Below are 22,656 nucleotides of genomic sequence, written 5' to 3'. Positions count from 1 at the left end.
CGGCGGGCTATCCGATGGTTTTCTGACTAGGCACAGAGCGCTTACCGTCGACTCTTTCTTCCTGCTTTGCCTCGAACCGGTCGAACACTGCGCCGACCACTGCCTCTGCCGCCCAACCTATCATGCCGCCTGCAATCACGTCGGTGAGGTAGTGGCTGCCGGTCGGCACCTGCGCCGCAGCGACAGCCCCGGTCGCGATCGTCGCAGGCACCGCAACGCCATCAATCTCGTGCGACGCGGCCCGGGCAACGGCAACAGCGCCCGCCGTGTGGCCGGACGGAAGGGAATTCATCTCGTGATCATGGCTGTGCCCCGCCTCGAACCGATGCTCGCCCTCGGCCAGCGCTTTTTTCGGTCGGGTTCGGTCCACCTGTTGCTTGACCAGCATCTTCATGCCGGTTGCGACAAGGTGTGAGGCGAGCATCCGGGCACCGCCGCGCACCAGGTCTGGACGCTTCGCTACCACCCCTGCCCCGATTGTGCCCAGCGACGCGGTGATGAGCTCGGGCTGGTCGGCGCACTCCATCAACAGCGCAACAATGCGAGCGGGCCGCGTCTCGCGCACGGCCGCCACCGTGTGGGTAACACGCTGGTCGGTTTCTCCGGTTTTCCTGGCGATCTTGCGCGCCGCGCCGGCGACCTTTTTCGTGCTTTTGCCCATGAAGCAGCCCAACGGACCGCCAGGCACTTTGCTCCATGCGCGTCAGGGCGCTACACGCGCGCCGCGATGAACGATCCCACCACGATCCGCCGCCTCTACGGCCGGCGCCAGGGCCATAAGCTACGTGCAGGCCAGGCCACGCTGGTCGAGGAACTGCTGCCCGACGTCTCGGTCCCCGAGGATGGCCCGCTAAACGCGGTGCGACTGTTCGGCGCCGAGAGACCGCTGGAAGTGGAGATCGGCTTCGGGGGGGGCGAACATCTCGCTGCTCAGGCGCAGGCGCATCCCGACACCGGCTTTATCGGCTGCGAACCGTTCCTGAACGGCGTTGTGGGCGCGCTGGGCCATGTGCGCGACCAGTCGCTCGGTAATGTTCGCCTGCACATGGGCGACGCCCTGACCGTCTTGGAACGGTTGCCGGACGCGAGCCTGGAGCGTGTCTACCTGCTTCATCCCGACCCCTGGCCAAAGGCGCGCCATGCCAAGCGTCGCATGGTCAATCCGGGGCCGCTGGACCTGATCGCCGCCAAGTTGAAGCCGGGCGGCGAGTTTCGGCTCGGCACCGACGATCCGACCTACTGTCGCTGGGCGACCATGGTCATGAACAGCCGGCGCGATTTTGAATGGCTGGCAAACGAAGCGGCCGACTTCCTCAATCGCCCCGCCGACTGGCCGGAAACGCGTTACGAGCGGAAAGCGCGCCGGCAGGGCCACGAAGTCTGGTATTTCCGCTATCGGCGGGCCTGATCCCGGGCGGCGCGGGCAAATAGAGCTGCCGCGCCGAGCCATGTAGCGACCAGGATCCCGGTCACTCCGATCACGTCGCGTGGCCAGATCGGGCCGTCCGTGCCCCAGCCGGCTGCAACCGCGACCAAGCCGATGAACGCTTGCAGAGCCGCTGCCGCGACGCAGGTTCGCACCAGCCCGGGCGGCCGTGCGCGGGACATGGTCGCGCCACCGACGACGATTGCGACCACGCCCGCGTAGAGGAGGTTGGCGCCGTTCCGTTCGGAGCCGATGATCCCCACCGCCAGATTTACCCAGACCAGGAAGAACGTCCCGAAGATCATGATCGCCGCGCCTGCTATGTAGGCACGCCCGTTCGCCCGTCGGACAAAGAGCTCCACCGCCGCGCCCACCATCGCCAGCATGATCGCTGCAAACGCGAAGTCCGGAACGGACCAGTTGACCTCCGTCGTAAAGCGCATCGCAACGGCTGGGGCGAGCAGCAGCACTGCTGCAAACGACCACAAGCTGACCCGCACCATGTTCGGTCTTGTCATCTCACTCATCATCGGCCTCCTGTCACCGCCAGATCGTGCGCCGAAGAGGGCTGTCTGACAAAGGTGGATCGCGTGCGGAAGCGATGCAGGATCCGTGCAGGTCAGCTTTCGGTGTTGCCCGACCGCCGCCATGCGCTTGCCAGCAGGCGCCCCGCAAGGGCGGGCAAGCCGGGTCGCAGCAGCAGCCAGTCGCGGAGGGCAGGCCCCTGTTCGGCGCCGATCACCTGCTTGTAGCCGCTGTCGCCGGCGCCCCAGTCGACTGCGGCAAGCCCGCGCGCCAGGCCGTCCGTCATGTCACGATATTGCAGCAGCTTGCCGGGCGAGTGCTTGGCGAAGCTGGGGTCGTAGCTGTTGGCAATCGCGTAACGCAGTTCCCCGGCGTCCAGGTTGAACGAGAACGCTGCAACACGATCGTCGACGTCCAGCACCGCCGCACGCATCATGGCCGCGATCACCGGGTCGTTGGCGGCTGCGCGCCAAAAGGTGCCATGGCCGGCCGCGGTAAACTTGGCATCGCAGCCGTCCGTGCGCGCGGCGATCCAGCTCGCCTGCTCCACCTTCGCCAATCCATCGAAAGCCGCGGGCGTCCAATCAGTGCCCGTGACGAAGCGCCATCCCAAGGCGCCGTGAGCGGCCAGATGCTTCTCGTGAAAGCGGTTCTTGCGCAGGGTCGAGCCTCGCGGCCAGGTGCCGCCCTCCTCCACTGTCGCCAGGTCCAGCAGCCAGCTGTGCGCCACAAACCGGTCGATCGCCACCCATCCACGGTCCCGCCCCGCGGCGATCAACGGTGCCGCGCCCGCGTCGCGGTCATAAACCGGCCCGATCCTGATCGCGCATGCGGTGCCGGCCAGCGCGCGCAATGCTTCCGTCCAACCCGCCTCATCCAGCCCGGCGACTGGAAAGCTGCGAAAGGGCCAGTAGCAGCCCGGCACCATGGCGAGCCCGGCAAATGCGGGCCCGGTCCCGACCAGCGGCAGCGCCAGCGCGGGCACCCCTGCACGCTCGACGACCAGCGTTCGCGCCTGCCCGCCATAGGCATCGATAGCCGCCGCAAACCAGCCACGCCGCAGAAAGGAGTGGCTGGGCGGCGAAGCGGCCGCAACCTGGTCGATCGCCGTTGGCAGTCCATCAACGACCTGCGCTGACCATCCCCCGCCTTGGCCGGAGGACCGGAACGCGTCGGTGGAAACGGGATAGGTCATGGCTAGCCGCTAGCAACGCTTTGTTACCAAGGCGTGCAGCTAACGCGGCCGCTTGCGTCGCAACGATCGCCCGCTTAGCCCTGCCAGGGATGCCGACCTTTGCGCCGACCGTGTCGACGATTGCCGAGACCATCCAACTCTCGCTGTCGCCAGTATTCATGCTGGCGGGCATCGGCGCGCTGCTGAACATGTTGGTCGGCCGCCTTGCCCGTGTGGTGGATCGAGCCCGCGCGCTTGAACAACTTCACCCCCGCACGTCCGGGCCAGAGCATGACCGGCACGTCTGGGAATTGCGCCTGCTCGACCATCGTATGCGGGTAATCAACAACGCGCTCGCCGCGGTAACGTCTAGCGCGGTGATGACCTGCCTGGTTGTTGCCCTGTTGTTCGTAGCCGAATTGATGCACCTGCGCTTCGGGCGTTACCTGGCGGTGGCCTTCATCCTGGCGATGGCGTTGCTGATCTGGGGGCTGGTGCTGTTCATGTGGGAAGTGCGGCTGTCCCTGCGCGCGATCCGCATCCGGCCCGAGCTGCTTCAGCACAAGCCCTTCTGATCTAAGGATCGGTCGACAAAGTAGCGGTGATGTGGCGCACCGCCGCTGGAGCCACGCCGGGCGATCCGCTTCTAGGTGGAGCGATCGTGAGTTGGCCCTTGGCATAGGCGCAAGCCGCTCGGTCAGCGGCGGCACTGCCGCTGGATGCGGTCACCTCGCATGACGACAGGTGTCCGGTCGCATCGAATATCGCGCGCATCTGAACGGGCGAGCCATAGTCGGCCGGCAGCCGCTTAACCTGGAGCGGTAGGGCCTTGGACACGGACGGCATTTCCGCGCCCACGCCCCAAACAGTAGCCGTCCGCCAGTCGCCCCGCGTCACGGCCCCGGCCGCCGTCCTGGCCGGCACGAATCGAGCGCGCATCAGCAGGATCGAGCACGTGGCCTTGTCCAGCGCCGCGACACCGCTGGTCTCGGTCACCTCACATGCAGCCGCCCGCCCGTCCTCCCTGATGTGGAGGACAGTCGAGACTATGCCCTCATCCCCGTCGATAAACGCCCGGTTCGGGTAGTCGTCGGGCCCGATTACCGGGGTCTTGTTCAGCAACTGCGGCGGCACGGCAGGTTCTGTGACCTGCCGCGCCTGGTTCGCTTGGGCGAGCGAAAGCGCCATCGCAACGATCATGGTGGTCGATCTCGCCTAGCGGGCCGCTTCCAGCCCGGGCTGGGCGTTCGCGGTTGGCAGATAGCGTGGTGCCTGGCGGGCGTGGGCGCGCTGTTCAAAGGCGTAGCCTGCGCCGAGCACCGTCGCCTCGCCGAACTTGGTCGCGATGAACGACAGGCCGACCGGCAACCCGCGTACCAGCCCCATGGGAACAGTCAGGTTGGGATAGCCCGCGATTGCCGGCAACTCGGACGAGGATGGGCCGGCATAGGCATCACCATACACCGTATCGGACAGCCAGGCGGCGTCATAGGTCGGCTCCACGAGCACGCGCACATTGTTGTTCTTCAACATGGCGTCGATCCCTTCGACGCCGGCCAGGCGAAGGGATTTGGCGCGAGCGGCCTTATAGGCAGGGTCGTTCAGCCCACCCGTCTTTACCGCGTCGTCGAAGGTCTCCTGGGCGAAAAACGGCATTTCCATCCCCGCATTCGCCTGGTTGAAGGCGATCACGTCCGCCAGGGTGCGGGTCGTGACGGTCGTCGGCATCGTGGCCAGATAGGTATTCAGATCAGCCTTTAGCTCCGTCTTCAGCACTGTGAGTTCCGCTTCGCCCAGCCCGTCGAGCTTGGGCGGCGTGACGTCGACCAGCATTGCACCGGCCCCGCGCAGCACCTCCAGAGCCGCCTCGAAGCGGATCTTCAGATCGGCGGACATGTTGTCCGGCCGGATCACGCCGACGCGCATGCCGGACAGGGCGCTGGTGGACAGTCCGGCGGCATAATCGGTCGGACGCGCAGCGGGTGCGTCGGCGGGGTCCCCGCCCACCATGGCCGTGAGCAGGGTGGCAACATCACGGACGGAGCGCGCCATCGGCCCCGGCGTATCCTGTGAATGGCTGATCGGCACGACATGGGTGCGGCTGACCAGGCCGATCGAGGGCTTCAGCCCTGCGAGGCCATTGATGGAGGACGGGCACACCACCGAACCGTCGGTTTCCGTACCCACGGCAGCCGCCGCAAAGCTGGCCGCCACCGCCGCTCCCGATCCCGAGGAGGAGCCACATGCCGTACGATCGAGCGCGTACGGATTGCGGACAAGGCCACCAACCGCACTCCACCCGCTCATCGAATGAGTGGAACGGATGTTCGCCCATTCTGACAGGTTGGTCTTGCCCAGGATCACGGCACCAGCCGCGCGTAGCTGAGCGACCACAGGTGCATCGCGGCGGGTGAGGTTGTTCTTTAGCGCCAGGCTGCCCGCGGTTGTCGCGATCGGATCCAGCGTCTCGATATTATCCTTGATCAGCACGGGGATACCATGAAGCGGGCCGCGCACCCGCCCTGCCCGGCGCTCGGCATCCAGCGCGCGCGCCTGGGCCAGCGCGTCGGGATTTAGGGCGATCACGCTGCGCAGCGTCGGCCCCTTGCGATCCATGGCCGCGATCCGTTTCAGATAGGCCTGAACCAGATCAACGCTGCTCGCCTTCTTGGCGGCCATTAGCGCTTGAAGCTCGCCGACAGATTTCTCCTCGACGTTCACGGACTTGGCTGTCGCCGGTGCGGCCGCCCCAACCAGACCGCCCACCGCCACCATCGTCGCCAGCCAACCGCGCATTCATGTTCCCCCAATGCCTTCTGCGCCAAACGTGAGCGAAAGGAACCGGGCCGGCAAGAGTGGCTGACGACATAGATGTTCAGACTTGATCATAAGGCGACTGGCGGCGGACCCGACCAGTGCGCCGGGCGTTGGGGGTCCCTGATCGGCAGGAGCAAGCGTGCTGTCCGTTGCGAAGTTCGTTGGCGCCACCATCCTGGCGCTCGTCATCCTGATCAGCCTGGTGGTCACGGTCGTGCCGCGCTTTCTTGACCGGATTTATTATCGCGGGCCTGTGAGCAACCATTTCGACGGCGCGCATTTCTTCAACCCGACCGGCGGGGAAGAAGAATTTGGGCGACCCGGGGGCGGCAGCCGGCTGGGCTTTATATGGCGACAATTGACCGGGCGGGACGGGCGACCAGCCTGGCCCGACCATGTGGACGTCACTCCTGTTGCGCCACCCGCCCGCGTGGATGGGGATCGCATGGTCGCAACCTGGGTCGGTCACGCCAGTGTCCTTGTGCAGACACAGGGCCTCAACATTCTGACCGATCCGGTATGGAGCAACAAGGTCGGCCCGCTAGGCATCGGGCCGGGTCGGGTCACTGCGCCCGGCATCGGGTTGAACCAGCTACCCCGGATTGACCTGATCCTGGTCAGCCATAATCATTACGACCATCTCGACCTGACGACCCTGAAACGACTGTGGCAGCGCGACCGTCCCCGCATCGTCACCAGCCTTGGCAATGATGCGGTGATCGGAAGCGCCGGGGTGCCCGCGACGGCGCTGGACTGGAACGGCCGCGTCTCAATCAGGCCGGGGGTGGACGTCGTGGTGACGCGCAATCACCATTGGGGCAGCCGCTGGGGTGCCGATCGCAATCGCGCCCTGTGGTCGGCGTTCGTTGTTACCCTGCCGCGCGGCGGAAACCTGTTCTTCGCCGGTGACACTGGGATCGGCGACGGGCGCTGGCCGGCGGAAGCGGCGAGCCACGGCCCGATCCGCCTGGCGCTTCTGCCCATCGGGGCGTTCCGCTTCACGCCGGGTCAGATGGCGAGCAACAGTCACATGGGGCCGGTCGACGCGGTGGAAGTGTACCGCCGCCTGCAAGCCGCCCGCGCGATTCCGATTCATTGGGGGACGTTCCGCCTGTCCTTCGAAGGCTATGACACCCCACCCCGGCTGCTGGCAGCGGCCATGGAGTGCACGCGGCAGGTCGGGTTCCTGCCTGTCGAGATTGGCCGACCAACGGAGGTTGCGCCTTATGCTCCGCCCAGCGCAGTGCCCGCAGTGCCGCGCGACGATCTGCTTCGATGCCTCGACACCCCCGCGGTAAGAGCGCTTCGCTAAGCGTCGGAGGCGCGCACTAACCGTTGTTCCCGACGCACCCTGATCCCATATCAGGCTGGCATGGCCATTCAGATCCGCACCTCCCTCGCCGAGCCGGAAACGGGCGAGACCTTTGTTCCCCACCGCCCGCAGCGCCCCGCCAAACTCGAGGGCGGAAAGCCGTTCAAGCTCGTCAGCGAATACTCGCCCAGCGGCGACCAGCCGACCGCGATAGCCGAGCTGGTAGAGGCCGCGCTGCAGGGCGAAAAAGATCAGGTGCTGCTCGGCGTGACCGGGTCGGGCAAGACCTATACGATGGCAAAGGTGATCGAGGCATTGCAGCGCCCAGCGCTAATCCTCGCGCCCAACAAGATCCTCGCCGCGCAGCTGTACGGCGAGTTCAAGTCTTTCTTCCCCGAGAACGCCGTCGAGTACTTCGTCAGCTATTACGACTACTACCAGCCAGAGGCTTATGTGCCCCGGTCGGACACCTACATCGAAAAGGAGTCGTCGACCAACGAGGCGATCGACCGGATGCGCCACTCGGCCACCCGGTCGCTACTGGAGCGGGACGACGTCATCATCGTCGCGTCCGTGTCGTGCATCTACGGCATCGGCTCGGTCGAGACCTATTCTGCGATGGTGTTCGACCTGAAGAAAGGCTCAACCGCCGACCAGCGCGAGATCATCCGCAAGCTCGTGGCATTGCAGTACAAGCGGAACGACGCTGGTTTCGCGCGCGGCAACTTTCGCGTGAAGGGCGACAATCTCGAACTGTTTCCGTCGCACTATGAGGACAGCGCCTGGCGCATCTCGTTCTTCGGTGACGAGATCGAGGATATTACCGAATTTGACCCGCTGACGGGCAAGAAGATCGCGTCCCTCAACTCGGTCCGTGTGTACGCCAATTCGCACTATGTGACCCCCGGCCCGACCATGAAGCAGGCGACCGAGGCAATCCGCCATGAGCTGACCGAGCGGCTGAAGGAACTGGAGGCTGAGGGCAAGCTGATCGAACATCAGCGGCTGGAGCAGCGCACCAACTTCGACCTGGAGATGATCGCCGCGACCGGCAGCTGCAACGGCATCGAGAACTATAGCCGCTTCCTGACAGGCCGGCTGCCTGGCGAGCCGCCGCCCACGCTGTTCGAGTATATTCCCGAGAACGCGCTGTTGTTCGTGGACGAAAGCCACCAGACCATCCCGCAGATCGGGGCGATGGCACGTGGCGATCACCGGCGAAAGATCACGCTGGCCGAATACGGATTCCGCCTGCCTTCGTGCATCGACAACCGCCCGCTGCGCTTCAACGAATGGGACGCGATGCGCCCGCAAACGGTGTCGGTGTCGGCTACGCCGGGTTCGTGGGAAATGGAGCACGCCGGGGGTGTCTTCGCCGAACAGGTGATCCGCCCGACCGGGCTGATCGACCCGCCCATCGAGATCAAGCCGGTCGAGGAACAGGTCCAGGACCTGATCCAGGAATGCAAGGCGACCACCGCGAAGGGTTATCGCACCCTTGTCACCACGCTGACTAAGCGCATGGCGGAGGACCTGACCGAGTATATGCATGAGGCGGGGATCAAGGTCCGCTACATGCACTCGGACGTGGAGACGCTGGAGCGTATCGAGCTTATCCGCGACCTGCGTCTGGGTGTTTATGACGTGCTGATCGGCATCAACCTGCTGCGCGAAGGGCTCGACATTCCCGAATGCGGGCTGGTCGCCATTCTTGACGCGGACAAGGAAGGCTTCCTCCGTTCCGAAACGTCGCTGATCCAGACGATCGGCCGCGCCGCACGCAACGTCGATGGCCGCGTCATCCTGTACGCCGACCGCATCACCGGCTCCATGGAGCGGGCGATGAATGAAACCGCGCGCCGCCGCGAGAAGCAGGAAGAATATAACCGCGAGCACGGCATCACGCCGACCACCATCCGGCGCAACATCGGCGACATCATCGCCCATGTCTCGCAGGGCGACCAGGTTACGGTGCCGATCGACGATGACCGGCCGCATATGGTCGGCCACAATCTGCGCGCGTACATCGAAGAACTCGAAAAGAAGATGCGCAAGGCGGCAGCGGACCTTGAATTCGAGGAAGCCGGGCGTCTGCGCGACGAGATCCGCAACCTTGAGCAGGAAGAGCTGGGCCTGCCCGTGCACGAGCAGAAAGCACCGGTGATGGGCCGTTCCAATGAAGGCAAACCGGGCACGCGCAAGACGCGGTTCGGGAAGAAGCAGGAAATCCGGATGAACAAGCGGGCGCGCTGACCGACGCTCCCGCTCCGTTGTTCCCGGGAGGCTACCTGCACTCGCGCTGCACTCGCGAGCCCAGGCCCGCCTATTCTATGTCGTTCAGTTGCCGCATGAGATCGTCCATCGGAGCGTCTGACGCTGGCTGGGCATCATAGCTGGCCGCCAGCAGCTCGCCGACCTTTTCCGTCTCGCTCTCGACAGACCGGCCCAGCCGTTCCGTGAAGAAGCGTTCCAGGAGGAAACGCGTGCCTTCGCGAGCCCGGATGATCTGAGCGGCCGGGAAAACAGTGGCAAGCCGCGGGCCGGCTACCGACGACGCGTTGCGGAGCGTACGCATCGTGCCCGACCAGATCTCGTCCACCGTTTCACGCCGCTCCACGCTGCCCGGGTCCTCAACCTTGCTGAGCCGGAACAGCGCGTACGAGCCCACAATCGCGGACAGGAGGAAGAAGAACTCCCAATAGCTGAACGTCAGCCCGAACAAGCGCTCGGTGCCGTGCGGGCTGGACCAGAGCAGCCGCAGCTCCAACCGGCGTCGCGCGACGAAGTCGGCCATGGCGCCGCCCATGATTGGCGCCACCCCTGCCGCGATCGCCCCGAACAGGGCACCGGTCGCCATATAGCTGGTGCCTGACCCTTGCGGGCTGGTCTTCATGACGATGTTGCCGCTCGCCAGCGCAACACCCGCACCGGCGGCGCCCATGACCAAATGGGCCAGCAGCAGGTAGGCCCCCTGCCCAGCCATGCCGGGCACCTCGTGGGCGAAGGCCATGCCGACGACACAAAGCAGGTACACCGGCGTGCTCGCCTCCAGCACCGACTTGTTGCTGAGCCGATCGCTCAGGTTGCCCCAGCCACGCACCACCGCGACGCTCGCCAATTGGCTGACGAGCGACAGGATCAGGACGAAGCTCATCGAGAAACCCAAGCCCCGGACGAAGTAGACGGTGAAGAACGGCACGGCCAGGTTCACCGCGAACTGCCAGCTGACAAGGAAACGGAGCACGCCACGAAAGCGCGGGTCGCGCAACGGCTCGGTCAGGAGGCGGGTCAGCGAACCGCGAGAGGCGGGCGGCATCTGCGGTTCGGGCACCGTGGCGAGCGCGCCGGTGCTGAACAGCCCGCAGACGAACCCGACGACGTACAAGCCGCTGAAGATCAGGTCGCCCGTCGCCCGCGACCGCGCTGCGACCACCAGCGCACCCGCGGCGACCAGCGTCGCCCCGGCGCTGACAAGCGTCCCATAAACACCGCGCCTCGCGAAGAACCGGCCCAGCCGGCTTTCTGGCACCAGGTCGCGTATCCAGCTGTTCCAGCTGCACGCGCCCACCGCGTTCATTCCATAATGCAGCAGCGCCGCCGCGATCAGAGTCGCCGCTGCGATGCGGGGCGAGCCGATAAAGGGCACGGCGGCATAGATCGGCAGCGCCAGCCGGGCGAGAAATACCGATCCGACGGAGATCAGCTTGCGACGTCGCCATCGCTCGACAAAGGCGACCGCGGGCGCCTGCAGCACCTGCGTGAGCAGCGGCACCGCGGCAAGCACCCCGACCTCGAACGTCGACGCACCGATGTGCAATGCTAGCGCGAGCAGCACTACGCCGCTGTTGAGCGCGCCGATGGCGGTGGCGAATGCCGCATCGATCATCAGCGCGCGCGTTGCGCGCTCCCGATCATTGTCGCTGACCACCGCTTGGGGGGCGAGCATAAGCGTCCTCATCATCTTCGATCAGGCCATGGGGGCCCTGTGTCATTCAGGACGCGCGCCACCATCGGCCGGGTCGGGCCGCAGGTCAGGCGGAGATTTTCGACATCAGCCGGTGGTCAGGTCCTCGCGACCCGCGCCATAATAGCTGGCGACACGATCGGCATAGGCTTGGTCGAAAACTGGCGCATTGTTGGCCCAGCTTGGCCCGCCTTCCAGCAGGCGGCGATCGATGGTGACGACATACTGGTCGCGGACCGGATCGAACTGCAGGAGGGAGAACGGGATCGGGTAGAAGCTCTTGCCCATGCCCAGGAAGCCACCAAGGCTCAGCACCGCGTGCGTGACCCGTCCCGATGCCTTGTGCACCATGAACGAGTAAACCGATCCGACCGTGTCGCCGTCGCGACTCTCGACCTTGACCGAATGCGCGGCATTGGCCTGGACAAGGATCTGGGTGGGGGTGGTCTGGTCGGACATGATTCTCTCCGCAGGTACAGCCAACCGAACCGGCGGAGCGGTTCGGCGGTTCCGTCCTTCCTGCCACAAGCGTTGAGCCGGGCCGCCTCCCGTTGCATAGGGGTCACCATGCGCCGCTTGTTTTTCACCCTGCTCCTGTTCGCCGGCACAGCGGGGTGCGTGCCCCAGGTTGCGCCGCCGCCACGGCCTATTCCCTCCCCCGCGCCGGCTCCGGCCGAGGCCCCGCCTCCACCGCCGCCGGCCCACGACTGGCGGGACCGACCGGCCACCGTTGGCGACTGGGTGTACAAGCGCGACGCGCGCGGCAGCGTGGCGCTGTTCGGCCCGCCGGGGACCGACGCGCTGCTGGTCCTGCGCTGCGACACCGCGGGCCGTCAGGTGTTCCTGTCCGTGCCCGGCACACAGGCCGGGGCAGCGGTGATTCGGACCAGCAGCGTCAGTCGCACCGTGCAACTGCTGCCGACCGGGGGTGAGCCGCCCTATTTGGCGGTCGCGCTAACCCCGACTGATCCATTATTGGACGCCATGGGGTTCAGCAGAGGGCGTTTCGCGCTGGAACAGGCCGGTTCTGCGCCGTTGGCAATCCCGGCCTGGCCCGAAATCGAGCGCGTGACGGAAGACTGCCGCGGCTGATCGCGGCGTAAGATGTTTACTTTCACCAGCCGCAAAACAACGCTTGTAAGAAGAAGAACAGCTTGCCACATTCGCTTTGTGAGCAGCGATGTTCACATTGGCTATCCACAAGCGAAAGGAGGTGATCCGATGTCTCATGGTTCAGCAATGGGGTCGGTTCAGTTCGTTCGGGGGACTGGCTTCTGATCTTCGCCGATACGTGCGGGGAGTATTCCCTCCCAAACAACGCGCGGATTTGAAGATACCAGAGGCCTCATGGTTTCCCGGGCTGGAGCTCTCCGGCCGCTGACCATGTTTAGGGGTTGTCGGACGCGTCGTGAGGCCGTCCGGCAACCTCTTCTCATTTCTGCCTTATGCAGCGCCACGTCTTTCGTGGCGGCCAGTTGTTCTTGTCAGAGTGCGGCCAGATGTGCAGCCAGATACGCGCTGACCTCGCCAACCAATGACCCGCCGAAGCGCGGGTTCATCTCCAGGATCATCGGCCGCCCCTCCTCCAGCTTGTAGTTGAAGCAGCACGTCCCCTCGTAGCCGAGCGCATCGAGGATCGCGGTACAGGGCTCGATCGCGGTGTCGACATCGGCGGGTACGGTGGAGATCGGGCGGTCCGCCGCCCCGCGCACGGCGAGCGGCGCATCCATCGTGTAGCGATAGCAGAGCGCGTATCGAATCTGCCCGTCGACCCGCAGTAGATGCAGCACCTCCTCATCCGCCCCGGACACCGCGCGCTGCATAAAGCTGTCCGGAAAGGGCTGGTCCTCGCCCGGTCCGCGCACCATGCGGATGCCCTGGCCATAGTCGCCGCGGCGGCTCTTGCGGATATATGGGTATGTTTCGTGCGCGTCGCCGAGCAACTCGGGTACGAGATGACCAAAGCCGATCTCGATCAGCCGGTGGTTCCAGGCGAGCTTGTCGTCAGCAACCTCCACCAACTCGGGGGTTGGCACAATTGCACGGCGACGGTCGGTGTTGGCGGCGCGAGCGAGTGCGATCTGGTCGATCCGCAACGGCACTACCAGGTCGGCATCGGCGAAATCCGCTGTATCGAACGCCTCGAACCGGACGTCGAAGCGAGCGTGATCAACGAATTGGTTGATGGCGGGGGCCTGCGTGCTGTGGTCACCAAACAGGATGCGTGGACGGTTCATCGTCCGAACAACGCCCCGACCGACCCCCGGTTCGCGCTTAACGACTCGGCCACCCGTCGCTGCGCGCCGAAATAGATAAGCGCGCTGGGACCCGGATCGCGCACCCGCAGGACGTGAAGCACCGTCGCTACGAACGCCACGCCCACCAGCAGCGGCCGGCGCAGGATTCGGTCGCCGTTGCGTGTCACGCGGGCTGGAGCAATCGTTCGCGCGCGATCTTCTCCCGCCAGACCAGGGGCGCGAGCTGGTGGACGTTGTTGCCCTCTGCGTCGACCGCGACCGTGACGGGGAAGTCCTCTACCTCGAATTCGTAGATCGCTTCCATGCCGAGGTCTTCGAACCCGACCACCCGGCTGCCCTTGATCGCGCGTGCGACGAGATAAGCCGCGCCGCCGACCGCCATCAGATAGGCGGAGCGGTGGTCGCGAATCGCCTCGGTCGCCGCTGGTCCGCGTTCGGCCTTGCCGACCATCGCGAGCAGCCCCTGGTCCAGCATCATGCGCGTGAACTTGTCCATCCGCGTCGCCGTGGTGGGACCGGCGGGACCGACCACTTCCTCACCGACCGGGTCCACCGGGCCGACATAATAGATGACGCGCCCGCGGAACTCTACGGGCAAGGGCTGCCCCGCCGCGACCATGTCGGCGATCCGCTTGTGGGCGGCATCGCGCCCGGTCAGCATCTTGCCGTTGAGCAGCAGGCGATCACCGTGCTGCCATGTCTGCACCACTTCGGGCGTCAGCGTATCGAGATCGACGCGCTTGGCGGCCTTGTCCGGGGTCCAGTTGACGTCCGGCCAGTCAGCAAGCGACGGCTTTTCGAGATAGGCCGGGCCCGATCCGTCCAGCGTGAAGTGCGCGTGGCGCGTCGCGGCGCAGTTCGGGATCATCGCCACCGGCTTTGACGCGGCGTGGGTCGGCCAGTCGAGAATCTTGACGTCGAGCACGGTGGCGAGGCCACCCAGGCCCTGGGCACCGATGCCGAGCGCATTAACCTTGTCCATGATCTCGATCCGTAGCGCTTCGATGTCGTTGCGCGGTCCGCGCTGCTTCAACTGCGCCATGTCGATCTGGCCCATCAGCGATTGCTTGGCGAGCAGCATAGCCTTTTCCGCCGTGCCGCCGATCCCGATGCCGAGCATGCCGGGCGGGCACCAGCCGGCGCCCATCTGCGGTATCATCTCCAACACCCAGTCCACGATCGAGTCGGACGGGTTCATCATCTTGAACTTGGACTTGTTCTCTGACCCGCCGCCCTTGGCCGCGACGTCGATGTGAACCTTGTCGCCCGGCACCATCTCTACATGAAGGACGGAGGGCGTGTTGTCCTTGGTATTGCGGCGGGTAAAAGCCGGGTCCGCCAGGATGGATGCACGCAGCCGGTTTTCGGGGTGCAGGTAAGCCCGACGCACGCCCTCGTCGACGACCTCCTGAAGCGAGCGGTCCCCGGTCAGCCGGCAGTCCTGGCCCCAGCGGACGAATACGGTGACGATGCCGGTGTCCTGGCAGATCGGACGGTGCCCTTCCGCGCACATGCGGCTGTTGGTCAGGATCTGGGCTATCGCATCCCGCGCCGCGGGCGACTGCTCGGCCCGATAGGCCTCACCCAGTGCCTGGATGTAATCGGCGGGATGATAGTAGCTGATGAACTGAAGGGCGTCGGCCACGCTCTCGATCAGGTCGACGTCGCGAATGATGGTAGTCATGACTCGGGCCTGTAGCGTCCGGCGCGGCCCGGCATCAACGGTTCAATATCGTTAACCATGGCCAGTGAAGGGTTCTGAACGCCCCTGCGCTTACATGGTCCGATGACCGTCCGTTCGCGTGATCCTGACCCCGAGCTATCCGCTTCGGTTACTATGCGCGACTTGTTGGGCCTGTCCGCAACTGACGAGCCATTCGTGGAAGAAGGGCGTCGCGCCGACATCTCCCGCGTTGTCGCGCTCTGGCCGCTGATGATAGCAGTGCTGGCCATCATTCCCGCGTTCGCCGGCATTACACTCGCCGTCGTCGGCAAGGGTGGCGGAGCGGTATCCGTCGCGCTCGCCCTTTCCCCAGCGCTGCTGTGCGCAGTGCTGCCGGTCCTACCCGCGCGAATGCCCGCGTTCCGGAACCTGAGTACGCAGGCGACCAATGCAGCTGTTGCGATCGTCGCCGCAGCGCTTGGCACCTCGCTATCCCTGGGCCTTCACGTCGGTCCCGCAACTGCCGCGCCGTTCGGCACGGAATTGCAGGTCGCGCTGTTCGGCGCGGCGCTCATGGTGGCGCTGGTTCTGCATCCGATCAGGGCGGCGACGCTGTCCTACGCCGCCGCGCTAACCGTGACCGCCCCCATGATGCTGGGCCTGGGAGCGTTCATGGCCGCGACGGTGCTCGTCTTCGCTGCGCCATGCATCGGTGTCATCAGGCTCGCCCGGCAGGACCAGAAGCAACTGGAAGGCCGACAGGCAGAGCGGGAAACGGGGCAACTCGCTACCCGCCTGGTCGGGGAGTTCGAGGCGCATGGCTCTGGCTGGTTCTGGCAAACCGACCGTCACGGGCACCTTACCTATTTGTCGACCAAGGTTGCCCGTGAACTCGGCCGCCTCGGGCCGGAGCCGATCGGCCAGCGCCTCACACAGGTATTCCGCATCGATTCAGAACTGGTGGATACCGAGCGGACGCTGACCTTCCACCTGTCCTCGCGTACGTCCTTTTCCGATTACTCGGTCCGCCCTGCCGCCGAGAACGCAGCAGAGCGCTGGTGGTCGATGTCGGGCCGGCCGGTGCTCGACGACCTTGGCCGGTTTCAGGGCTTTATCGGTTCGGGTTCCGACCTTACCGAGAAGCGGCGCGCCGACGCGGAGATCACGCGACTTGCCCTGTTCGACGGGCTGACGGGCCTGGCCAACCGCCAGCGCATGCGGCTGTCGCTCGACCAGACCTTGTCGCCCGGCCATGGTGGGCGCGGGCCGACCGGCCTGTTCCTCCTGGATCTCGACCGGTTCAAGGCGGTGAACGACACGCTGGGCCACCAGACGGGCGACGCGCTGCTGAAGCAGGTCGCCCAGCGGTTGCAGCGGACAGTGGGCGATGCCGGGCTTGTTGGCCGGTTGGGCGGCGATGAATTCCAGGTCGTGATCCCGCGTGAAAACAACCGCGACACGCTGGGCAGCCTTGCGCATGAGGTGATCGCGGCGCTGTCGCAGCCCTATTTCATCGATGGTTCGTCGCTGTCGATCGGCTGTTCGGTCGGGATCGCGATCTCACCGGAACATGGCGAGGATTCGGAAACCCTGATCCGCAACGCCGATCTGGCACTCTATGCAGCCAAGGCGGACGGGCGCGGCGTTCACCGGTTCTTTCGCGAGGAACTTCTGGCGGGCGCCAAGACGCGCAAGCGGCTGGAGGACGACCTTCGCCAGGCACTTGCCGCCGACCAGTTCCACCTTTGCTACCAGCCGGTCGTGTCCACCCGCGACGAACACATCATCGGCTATGAAGCGCTGCTGCGGTGGGACCACCCGACCCGTGGCCCGATCAGTCCGGGCGAGTTCGTGCCGGTGGCGGAGGAATGCGGGCTGATCGAAACAATCGGCGAATGGGTCCTGCGTACCGCGTGTCGTGAAGCTGCGAACTGGCCTGGCGGCACGCGGGTCGCGGTAAATGTCTCCCCGATCCAGTTTGCCAACCCGGCGCTGCCGACCGTCGTAACCAGCGCCCTTGCTGCGTCGGGCCTTTCGCCCGAGCGGCTGGAGCTTGAGATCACCGAGGGTGTCTTCGTCAACGAGTCGCTTCATACGGAGGGGATGTTCGCGACCTTGAAGCGGCTGGGTGTACGGCTGGCTCTCGACGATTTCGGCACCGGCTATTCCTCGCTCGGCTATTTGAAAAAGGCGCCGTTCGACAAGATCAAGATCGACCAAAGCTTTGTGCGCGGCGCGATCGCGCCCGGCAATCGCAACGCCGCAATCATCAAGGCGATCGTGACCCTGGCCGATACGTTGGGCATGGAAACAACGGCCGAGGGGGTCGAGCAGCAGGACGAGATCGCCCTGATCCGGGACCTCGGCTGCAGCCACATCCAGGGCTTCGTCTATGGTCGCCCCGCTCGCGCGCCAGAGGTGCTCACGCAATTGTCGGCCCAGGGCGGAACGGCCGCCCCGGTTGGCCACAAGGTCAGCCGCACGCCGCGCAGCAAGGTGCTGCGATCCGCCCGACTGGAGATCGGCGAGGAGGCGGGCGAGGTCCGGATCCGCAACATCTCCGCGACCGGCGCGATGATCGACGGCGTGGACTTTCCGCCCCAGGCAATCGGCGTCGATGTGCAGATCGAGCTTCTCGAGGATCAATTGTTCCCGGCGACCATCCGCTGGGCCGACGATGGTCGCGCCGGACTCCAGTTCGCTCAACGGTTCGACATGGACCGGTTGAACGCGCCGGCGCAGCGTCCTGGACTGCGACGCGCTGGATAAGGCCCGGACACCCGGCGCGGAAATCGTCGGGCCGGAACGGACCAACGGCCCGAACGTACCTGTGTTCACGGGGAATTTCCCGCAGGACAGTTGCGCATGGCCACCACCTATTCCAGCTCCGATCACCGGCTAACGCCCGCCCGGACGCACGCCCACCCGATCCACGGAATCCTTTCCGCCTACCCGCTCGCCCTGTTCTCCGGCGCGCTGGTTGCGGACATCGCGTATGTGAACAGCGCCAACATGCAGTGGGCGAATTTCGCCGTGTGGATGATAGCGGGCGGGTGCGCGATGGGGGTGTTGGCCGCAGTTGCGGGCATTGTCGACGCGCTGGTGTTTCGCCGCCGGCACCGACACCGGGTGCGCACGGCGGCAGACTGGATCCACTCGGTCGGCACGCTTGCCATGCTGGCGCTCGGCATCATCAACGGCTTCATCCACAGTCGCGATGGCTGGACCTCAGTTGTTCCATCGGGGCTGATCCTGTCGATCATCGTCACCGCGCTCGCCCTGATCACAAGCTGGGTCGGCTACACCTTGCAAGCGCAGGAGAACCGTTGATGCGCCGGCTGCTCCCCCTTCTCGCCCTGTCGGTTGCAGCGTGCAGCGCGTCCGGCGGTGACACCTCCCGTCAGCTCGGTTCTAATCCACAGTTGCCCGAACAGAACCAGTATCTCGTGCCGCCGATGCACATCGCGACGCCCGCGGCATGGAACGGCGCAACACCGACGGCGCCCGCAGGGTTCAAGGTTCAGCCCTTCGCCACCGGCTTCAAGAACGTGCGCGAGCTTTATACGCTTCCCAATGGCGACATCCTGGCCGTTGAGCCGAAGGGGCCCGAGGAGCCCATTACCCGGCCCAAGGACATCGTGGTGAATTGGGTTCAGGGGTTCGGGCACAGCAAGACCAAGGGCGCCGACCAGATCACGTTGCTGCGCGACACCAATGGCGACGGAAAGCCGGAGGTCCGATCCGTGCTGGTCGACCATCTCGTTTCACCCTTTGGTGTCGTGCTGGTCGGCGGCGACCTGTACGTTGCCAACACGGACGCGATCGTCCGCTTCCCCTACCAGGCTGGCCAGACCCGCATAACGGCGCCTGGAACGATCGTGACCGAGCTGCCGGGCGGCCCGATCAACCATCACTGGACCAAAAGCCTGACCGCCAGCCCCGACGGCAGCAAGTTATACGTCGGCATCGGCTCCAACTCGAACATCACCGAGCATGGCTTCGAAGCGGAGAAGGATCGCGCCCGGATCTGGGAAGTCGATCGGGCAACCGGCGCGCATCGCGATTATGCGACGGGGCTGCGCAACCCCAACGGCCTGACCTTCCAGCCTGGTACCAACCAGCTTTGGGCGGTGATCAACGAGCGTGACGAGCTGGGGCCGGACCTGGTGCCCGATTACATGACCTCCGTACGCCCCGGCGCCTTCTACGGCTGGCCATACAGCTATTGGGGCCGACACGTGGACCCGCGGGTCAAGCCCGAGCGGCCCGACATGGTCGCGCGCGCCACCGTGCCGGACTATGGCCTGTCATCGCACGTCGCGCCTCTGAGCCTGGTCTTTTATGCCGGCCAGTCCATGCCCCAGTATCGCGGCGGCGCCTTTGTCGGCGAGCATGGGAGCTGGGATCGTGGCCATTTCAATGGCTACAAGGTCGTGTTCGTGCCGTTCCGGGATGGACGCCCCGCGGGCAAGGCGCAGGACTTCCTGACCGGCTTTCTCGACGGTGACCATGCCCGGGGCCGGCCCGTGGGCCTGACGGTGGATAGGACGGGCGCGCTGCTGGTCGCTGACGACTTGTCGAACACGGTCTGGCGCGTGTCGGCAAGCTGAGATGCCGTCCCCGCGAGAGGAGACGCCGGCGACGACCCCGCCGCTCGAGCAGCTATTGGGGTACGGGCCCGCGCTGGTGATCGCGGCCGCCGGCGCACTTGCATGGACGGGCAGTTCCTTTGTGCTGGTGGCCCTGGTGGCGGGGCAGATCTGGGCGGCGGCGATCCTCCTCTTCCTGGCGGGCGTTACCCGGGGTTTGAGCTTCTTCACCGAAGGCGGGCAGACCGCCGGCCAGCTGGTCGCCATGGCCGTCCGATTCGGGTGCGGTCTGGCCGGTCTGTTGCTGCCGGGCCCACTTGCCTTTCCCGTGCTGATCGCCGGCTATGCCAGTGTCGCCTTCTACGATCCCGTCGCCGCGCGCGGGGGCACCGCACCGCGCTTCTTCGCCCGGCTTAGGCCCTTGCAGATGGCCATCGCGGTTCTCGGGCTGGTGGCGCTGTGGGTGCGCGCGTTGACCTGAGCTGGGTCGCCCACAACCCCTATGCACCCGGACCGATAGGCAAAATAAAAATATGCCGGCTTGCGTTTTGGCAAAGCGGCAGGAAACCATGCGTCGCGCTTCGTTGGCCCTTGTTCCTTTGCTGTGGCCGGCTTGACCGGAAAACAACCTAACCACTATCCCTAGCGTTAAGAACCCGGAGCAAACGCAACCGTTGGTGTGAACAGGCTGCAGCCTTATATTGCAGCAGGGAGAGTGGCAGCGGCCACGGTCCCGGTTTGTTCCGCCGGTCGTGTCCGGCTAGGATCGGGCCTGCCCTGATTCGACCGCGAGTAGAACAGGGAGCGTTCAGTGGATTTCAGGGATACGGATATGGCAGCCGATACGATCGACACCCGTCCCGAGGTAACCGCCCCCGCGGCGACCGGGCCGGCAGCGACTGGCCCCGTGCATCAGGACAGCCATTCGGTTCGCCCCCGTCCCTATCCGGTTGAGGTGGACCATAGCCGCGATGCGCTGCTGACGGACTTCGGCAAGGACACGCTGAACGACCGCTACCTGCTGCCAGGCGAATCGTGCCAGGACCTGTTCGTCCGTGTCGCGTCTGCTTATGCGGATGATGCCGCCCACGCGCAGCGCATCTACGACTATATCTCGCGGTTGTGGTTCATGCCGGCGACCCCCGTACTGTCGAACGGCGGCACCGGGCGCGGTCTGCCGATCTCCTGTTACCTCAACTCGGTGCCCGACAGCCTCAACGGCATCGTCGACACCTGGAACGAGAATGTCTGGCTCGCCAGCCGTGGCGGCGGCATCGGCACTTACTGGGGCAATGTTCGCGGCATTGGTGAGCCGGTCGGCCTGAACGGCAAGACCAGCGGCATCATCCCGTTCGTCCGCGTGATGGACAGCTTGACGCTGGCGATCAGCCAGGGCTCGCTTCGCCGCGGCTCCGCTGCCTGCTATCTCGACGTGTCGCACCCCGAGATCGAGGAATTCCTCGAAATTCGGAAGCCGAGCGGCGACTTCAATCGCAAGGCGCTGAACCTCCACCACGGCGTGCTCATCCCCGACGCGTTCATGGAAGCGGTCCGTGACGGCGCCGAATGGATCCTGCGCAGCCCCAAGGACGGGTCGGAGCGCGGCAAGGTCGATGCCCGCGCGCTGTTCCAGAAGCTGGTCGAAACCCGCCTGGCGACCGGCGAGCCGTACATCGTGTTCGCCGACCATGTGAACTCGACCATGCCCAAGCATCACCGGGACCTGGGACTCAAGGTTTCGACTTCCAACCTGTGCTCGGAAATCACGCTCCCGACCGGCCGCGACCATCTTGGCAACGACCGCACCGCGGTTTGCTGCCTGTCCTCGCTCAACCTCGAAACGTGGGACCAGTGGAAGGACGACCGTCGCTTCGTTGAGGACGTGATGCGCTTCCTCGACAATGTGCTGCAGGATTATATCGACCGGCACGAGCCGGGCATGGAGCGTGCGGCCTATTCCGCCGGGCGTGAACGCTCGGTGGGCCTGGGTGTTATGGGTTTCCACTCCTTCCTCCAGGCGCGCGGCATTCCGTTCGAAGGGGCGATGGCCAAGTCGTGGAACCTGCGCATGTTCAAGCAGATCCGAGCGCAGGTCGACGAGGCATCGATGCAGCTCGCCGTTGAGCGCGGCCCCTGCCCCGACGCTGCCGACATGGGCGTGATGGAGCGCTTTTCCTGCAAGATGGCGATCGCGCCGACCGCGTCGATCTCGATCATCTGCGGCGGCACCTCGGCCTGCATCGAGCCGATCCCGGCCAATATCTACACCCACAAGACGCTGTCGGGCAGCTTCTCGGTCAAGAACCCGTATCTTGAGAAGATCCTGATCGAGAAGTCCAAGAACTCGGACGCTGTTTGGAACTCGATCCTGGAGCATGGCGGATCGGTTCAGCACCTCGAGTTCCTGTCGACCGAGGAAAAGGACTGCTACAAGACCAGCTTCGAGATTGACCAGCGCTGGCTGCTGGAGCTGGCGGGTGATCGCACGCCGTTCATCGACCAGGCCCAGTCGCTCAACCTGTTCATCCCGGCGGATGTCGAGAAGTGGGACCTGCTGATGCTCCACTTCCGCGCCTGGGAGCTCGGCATCAAGTCGCTCTACTACCTGCGTTCCAAGTCAGTGCAGCGCGCCGGCTTCGCAGGGTCGGAGGGCCAGGGCGGCGTGGAGGCGGACAACACGATCGAGACGCCGAAGTTCTCGCTTGGCGAGACCACCGACTATGACGAGTGCCTGGCTTGTCAGTGAATGGGCAGCTTCGGATTGCGTGAGCAATCCGAAGACATGCCGCGACGGCCAGCGGGTCGGCACAGCCGACCCGTCTGACGACGCGGCCAAGGACGCGATGGCAATGACGCACCCGCCCTTTGACACAGCAAAAACCCCGGCCCGCGATGTGCGGATCGGGGCTGCTCCACGCGTCAGTCGCG

The 22,656-nt window shown here is 65.4% G+C and carries 20 protein-coding genes; 10 read left to right on the top strand and 10 right to left on the bottom strand.

The annotated features are described in order from the left end of the window. Positions 1-7 precede the first annotated feature (7 nt). Positions 8-661 carry a phosphatase PAP2 family protein gene (locus tag FHS94_RS06300; protein WP_184055785.1) on the bottom strand — a complete coding sequence of 218 codons (654 nt, stop codon included), beginning with the start codon at positions 659-661 and terminating at the stop codon, positions 8-10. 66 nt (positions 662-727) lie between these two features. Here FHS94_RS06300 and trmB point away from each other — a divergent pair, with 66 nt between their 5' ends. Then, complete coding sequence (gene trmB / locus FHS94_RS06295) at positions 728-1,408, top strand: tRNA (guanosine(46)-N7)-methyltransferase TrmB (RefSeq protein ID WP_184055783.1); 681 nt, start codon at positions 728-730, stop codon at positions 1,406-1,408. Here the strand turns inward: trmB and FHS94_RS06290 are convergent. Beyond that, positions 1,393-1,953 (bottom strand): hypothetical protein, encoded by a 561-nt coding sequence (locus FHS94_RS06290; protein WP_184055781.1) that lies wholly within the window; start codon positions 1,951-1,953, stop codon positions 1,393-1,395. The genes trmB and FHS94_RS06290 overlap by 16 nt on opposite strands. A gap of 92 nt (positions 1,954-2,045) precedes the next feature. Then, positions 2,046-3,146, bottom strand: a complete 1,101-nt coding sequence (locus tag FHS94_RS06285) for a GNAT family N-acetyltransferase (protein ID WP_184055779.1) — start codon at positions 3,144-3,146, stop codon at positions 2,046-2,048. A gap of 89 nt (positions 3,147-3,235) precedes the next feature. On the opposite strand from FHS94_RS06285, the gene FHS94_RS06280 reads away from it, so the two are divergent. Next, positions 3,236-3,700, top strand: coding sequence for a DUF2721 domain-containing protein (locus FHS94_RS06280; RefSeq protein WP_184055777.1), 465 nt, complete (start codon positions 3,236-3,238; stop codon positions 3,698-3,700). A gap of 1 nt (position 3,701) precedes the next feature. On the opposite strand, the gene FHS94_RS06275 is transcribed toward FHS94_RS06280, so the two are convergent. Then, positions 3,702-4,325: an energy transducer TonB gene (locus FHS94_RS06275; RefSeq protein ID WP_184055775.1), complete on the bottom strand. Its 624-nt coding sequence runs from the start codon at positions 4,323-4,325 to the stop codon at positions 3,702-3,704. Between the two features lie 15 nt (positions 4,326-4,340). Continuing rightward, entirely contained in the window at positions 4,341-5,921 is a 1,581-nt protein-coding gene (locus FHS94_RS06270; RefSeq protein ID WP_246348388.1) for an amidase, read from the bottom strand. Positions 5,922-6,081: 160 nt separating this feature from the next. Here FHS94_RS06270 and FHS94_RS06265 point away from each other — a divergent pair, with 160 nt between their 5' ends. Beyond that, positions 6,082-7,254, top strand: a complete 1,173-nt coding sequence (locus tag FHS94_RS06265; RefSeq protein WP_425506160.1) for an MBL fold metallo-hydrolase — start codon at positions 6,082-6,084, stop codon at positions 7,252-7,254. A 60-nt stretch (positions 7,255-7,314) separates the two neighbouring features. Beyond that, positions 7,315-9,507: an excinuclease ABC subunit UvrB gene (gene uvrB / locus FHS94_RS06260; RefSeq protein WP_184055773.1), complete on the top strand. Its 2,193-nt coding sequence runs from the start codon at positions 7,315-7,317 to the stop codon at positions 9,505-9,507. A gap of 70 nt (positions 9,508-9,577) precedes the next feature. On the opposite strand, the gene FHS94_RS06255 is transcribed toward uvrB, so the two are convergent. Together FHS94_RS06255 and FHS94_RS06250 are read right to left on the bottom strand one after the other, a co-directional pair. Next, the gene (locus FHS94_RS06255) at positions 9,578-11,212 is read right to left on the bottom strand and encodes an MFS transporter (RefSeq protein WP_221234587.1); all 1,635 of its coding nucleotides are present in this window, start codon (positions 11,210-11,212) and stop codon (positions 9,578-9,580) included. Positions 11,213-11,305: 93 nt separating this feature from the next. After that, entirely contained in the window at positions 11,306-11,677 is a 372-nt protein-coding gene (locus FHS94_RS06250) for a PRC-barrel domain-containing protein (protein ID WP_184055769.1), read from the bottom strand. Positions 11,678-11,785: 108 nt separating this feature from the next. On the opposite strand from FHS94_RS06250, the gene FHS94_RS06245 reads away from it, so the two are divergent. Next, on the top strand, positions 11,786-12,310 hold the full coding sequence (locus FHS94_RS06245) for a hypothetical protein (protein WP_184055767.1): 525 nt from the start codon (positions 11,786-11,788) through the stop codon (positions 12,308-12,310). A gap of 392 nt (positions 12,311-12,702) precedes the next feature. Here the strand turns inward: FHS94_RS06245 and FHS94_RS06240 are convergent, their stop codons facing one another. Genes FHS94_RS06240 through FHS94_RS06230 form a run of 3 tightly spaced genes read right to left on the bottom strand, consistent with a single transcriptional unit; the run spans position 12,703 to position 15,160 of the window. Then, a complete protein-coding gene (locus tag FHS94_RS06240) occupies positions 12,703-13,455 on the bottom strand; it encodes an ATP-grasp domain-containing protein (RefSeq protein WP_184055765.1) in 753 nt (250 codons plus the stop codon). Then, the gene (locus tag FHS94_RS06235) at positions 13,452-13,643 is read right to left on the bottom strand and encodes a hypothetical protein (RefSeq protein ID WP_184055763.1); all 192 of its coding nucleotides are present in this window, start codon (positions 13,641-13,643) and stop codon (positions 13,452-13,454) included. Before FHS94_RS06235 ends, FHS94_RS06240 begins: the two co-directional genes overlap by 4 nt. Further along, positions 13,640-15,160, bottom strand: a complete 1,521-nt coding sequence (locus FHS94_RS06230) for a fumarate hydratase (protein WP_184055761.1) — start codon at positions 15,158-15,160, stop codon at positions 13,640-13,642. The genes FHS94_RS06235 and FHS94_RS06230 overlap by 4 nt, the downstream gene beginning before the upstream one ends. 153 nt (positions 15,161-15,313) lie before the next feature. On the opposite strand from FHS94_RS06230, the gene FHS94_RS06225 reads away from it, so the two are divergent. The 5 genes from FHS94_RS06225 (at position 15,314) to FHS94_RS06205 (ending at position 22,474) form a co-directional block, all read left to right on the top strand. Continuing rightward, positions 15,314-17,908, top strand: a complete 2,595-nt coding sequence (locus FHS94_RS06225; RefSeq protein WP_184055759.1) for an EAL domain-containing protein — start codon at positions 15,314-15,316, stop codon at positions 17,906-17,908. A 96-nt stretch (positions 17,909-18,004) separates the two neighbouring features. Next, positions 18,005-18,469 carry a DUF2231 domain-containing protein gene (locus FHS94_RS06220; RefSeq protein ID WP_184055757.1) on the top strand — a complete coding sequence of 155 codons (465 nt, stop codon included), beginning with the start codon at positions 18,005-18,007 and terminating at the stop codon, positions 18,467-18,469. Then, positions 18,469-19,749 carry a PQQ-dependent sugar dehydrogenase gene (locus FHS94_RS06215; protein ID WP_184055755.1) on the top strand — a complete coding sequence of 427 codons (1,281 nt, stop codon included), beginning with the start codon at positions 18,469-18,471 and terminating at the stop codon, positions 19,747-19,749. The genes FHS94_RS06220 and FHS94_RS06215 overlap by 1 nt, the downstream gene beginning before the upstream one ends. 1 nt (position 19,750) lies before the next feature. After that, on the top strand, positions 19,751-20,209 hold the full coding sequence (locus tag FHS94_RS06210) for a DUF3429 family protein (protein WP_184055753.1): 459 nt from the start codon (positions 19,751-19,753) through the stop codon (positions 20,207-20,209). A 330-nt stretch (positions 20,210-20,539) separates the two neighbouring features. Next, a complete protein-coding gene (locus FHS94_RS06205) occupies positions 20,540-22,474 on the top strand; it encodes a ribonucleoside-diphosphate reductase subunit alpha (protein WP_184055750.1) in 1,935 nt (644 codons plus the stop codon). The last annotated feature ends 182 nt before the right edge of the window (positions 22,475-22,656 follow it).

Source organism: Sphingomonas aerophila (assembly GCF_014199305.1).
Lineage (GTDB): Bacteria > Pseudomonadota > Alphaproteobacteria > Sphingomonadales > Sphingomonadaceae > Sphingomonas > Sphingomonas aerophila.
Note: the sequence above shows the minus strand (reverse complement) of the source record. Positions and strands in the feature narration are given on the sequence as shown.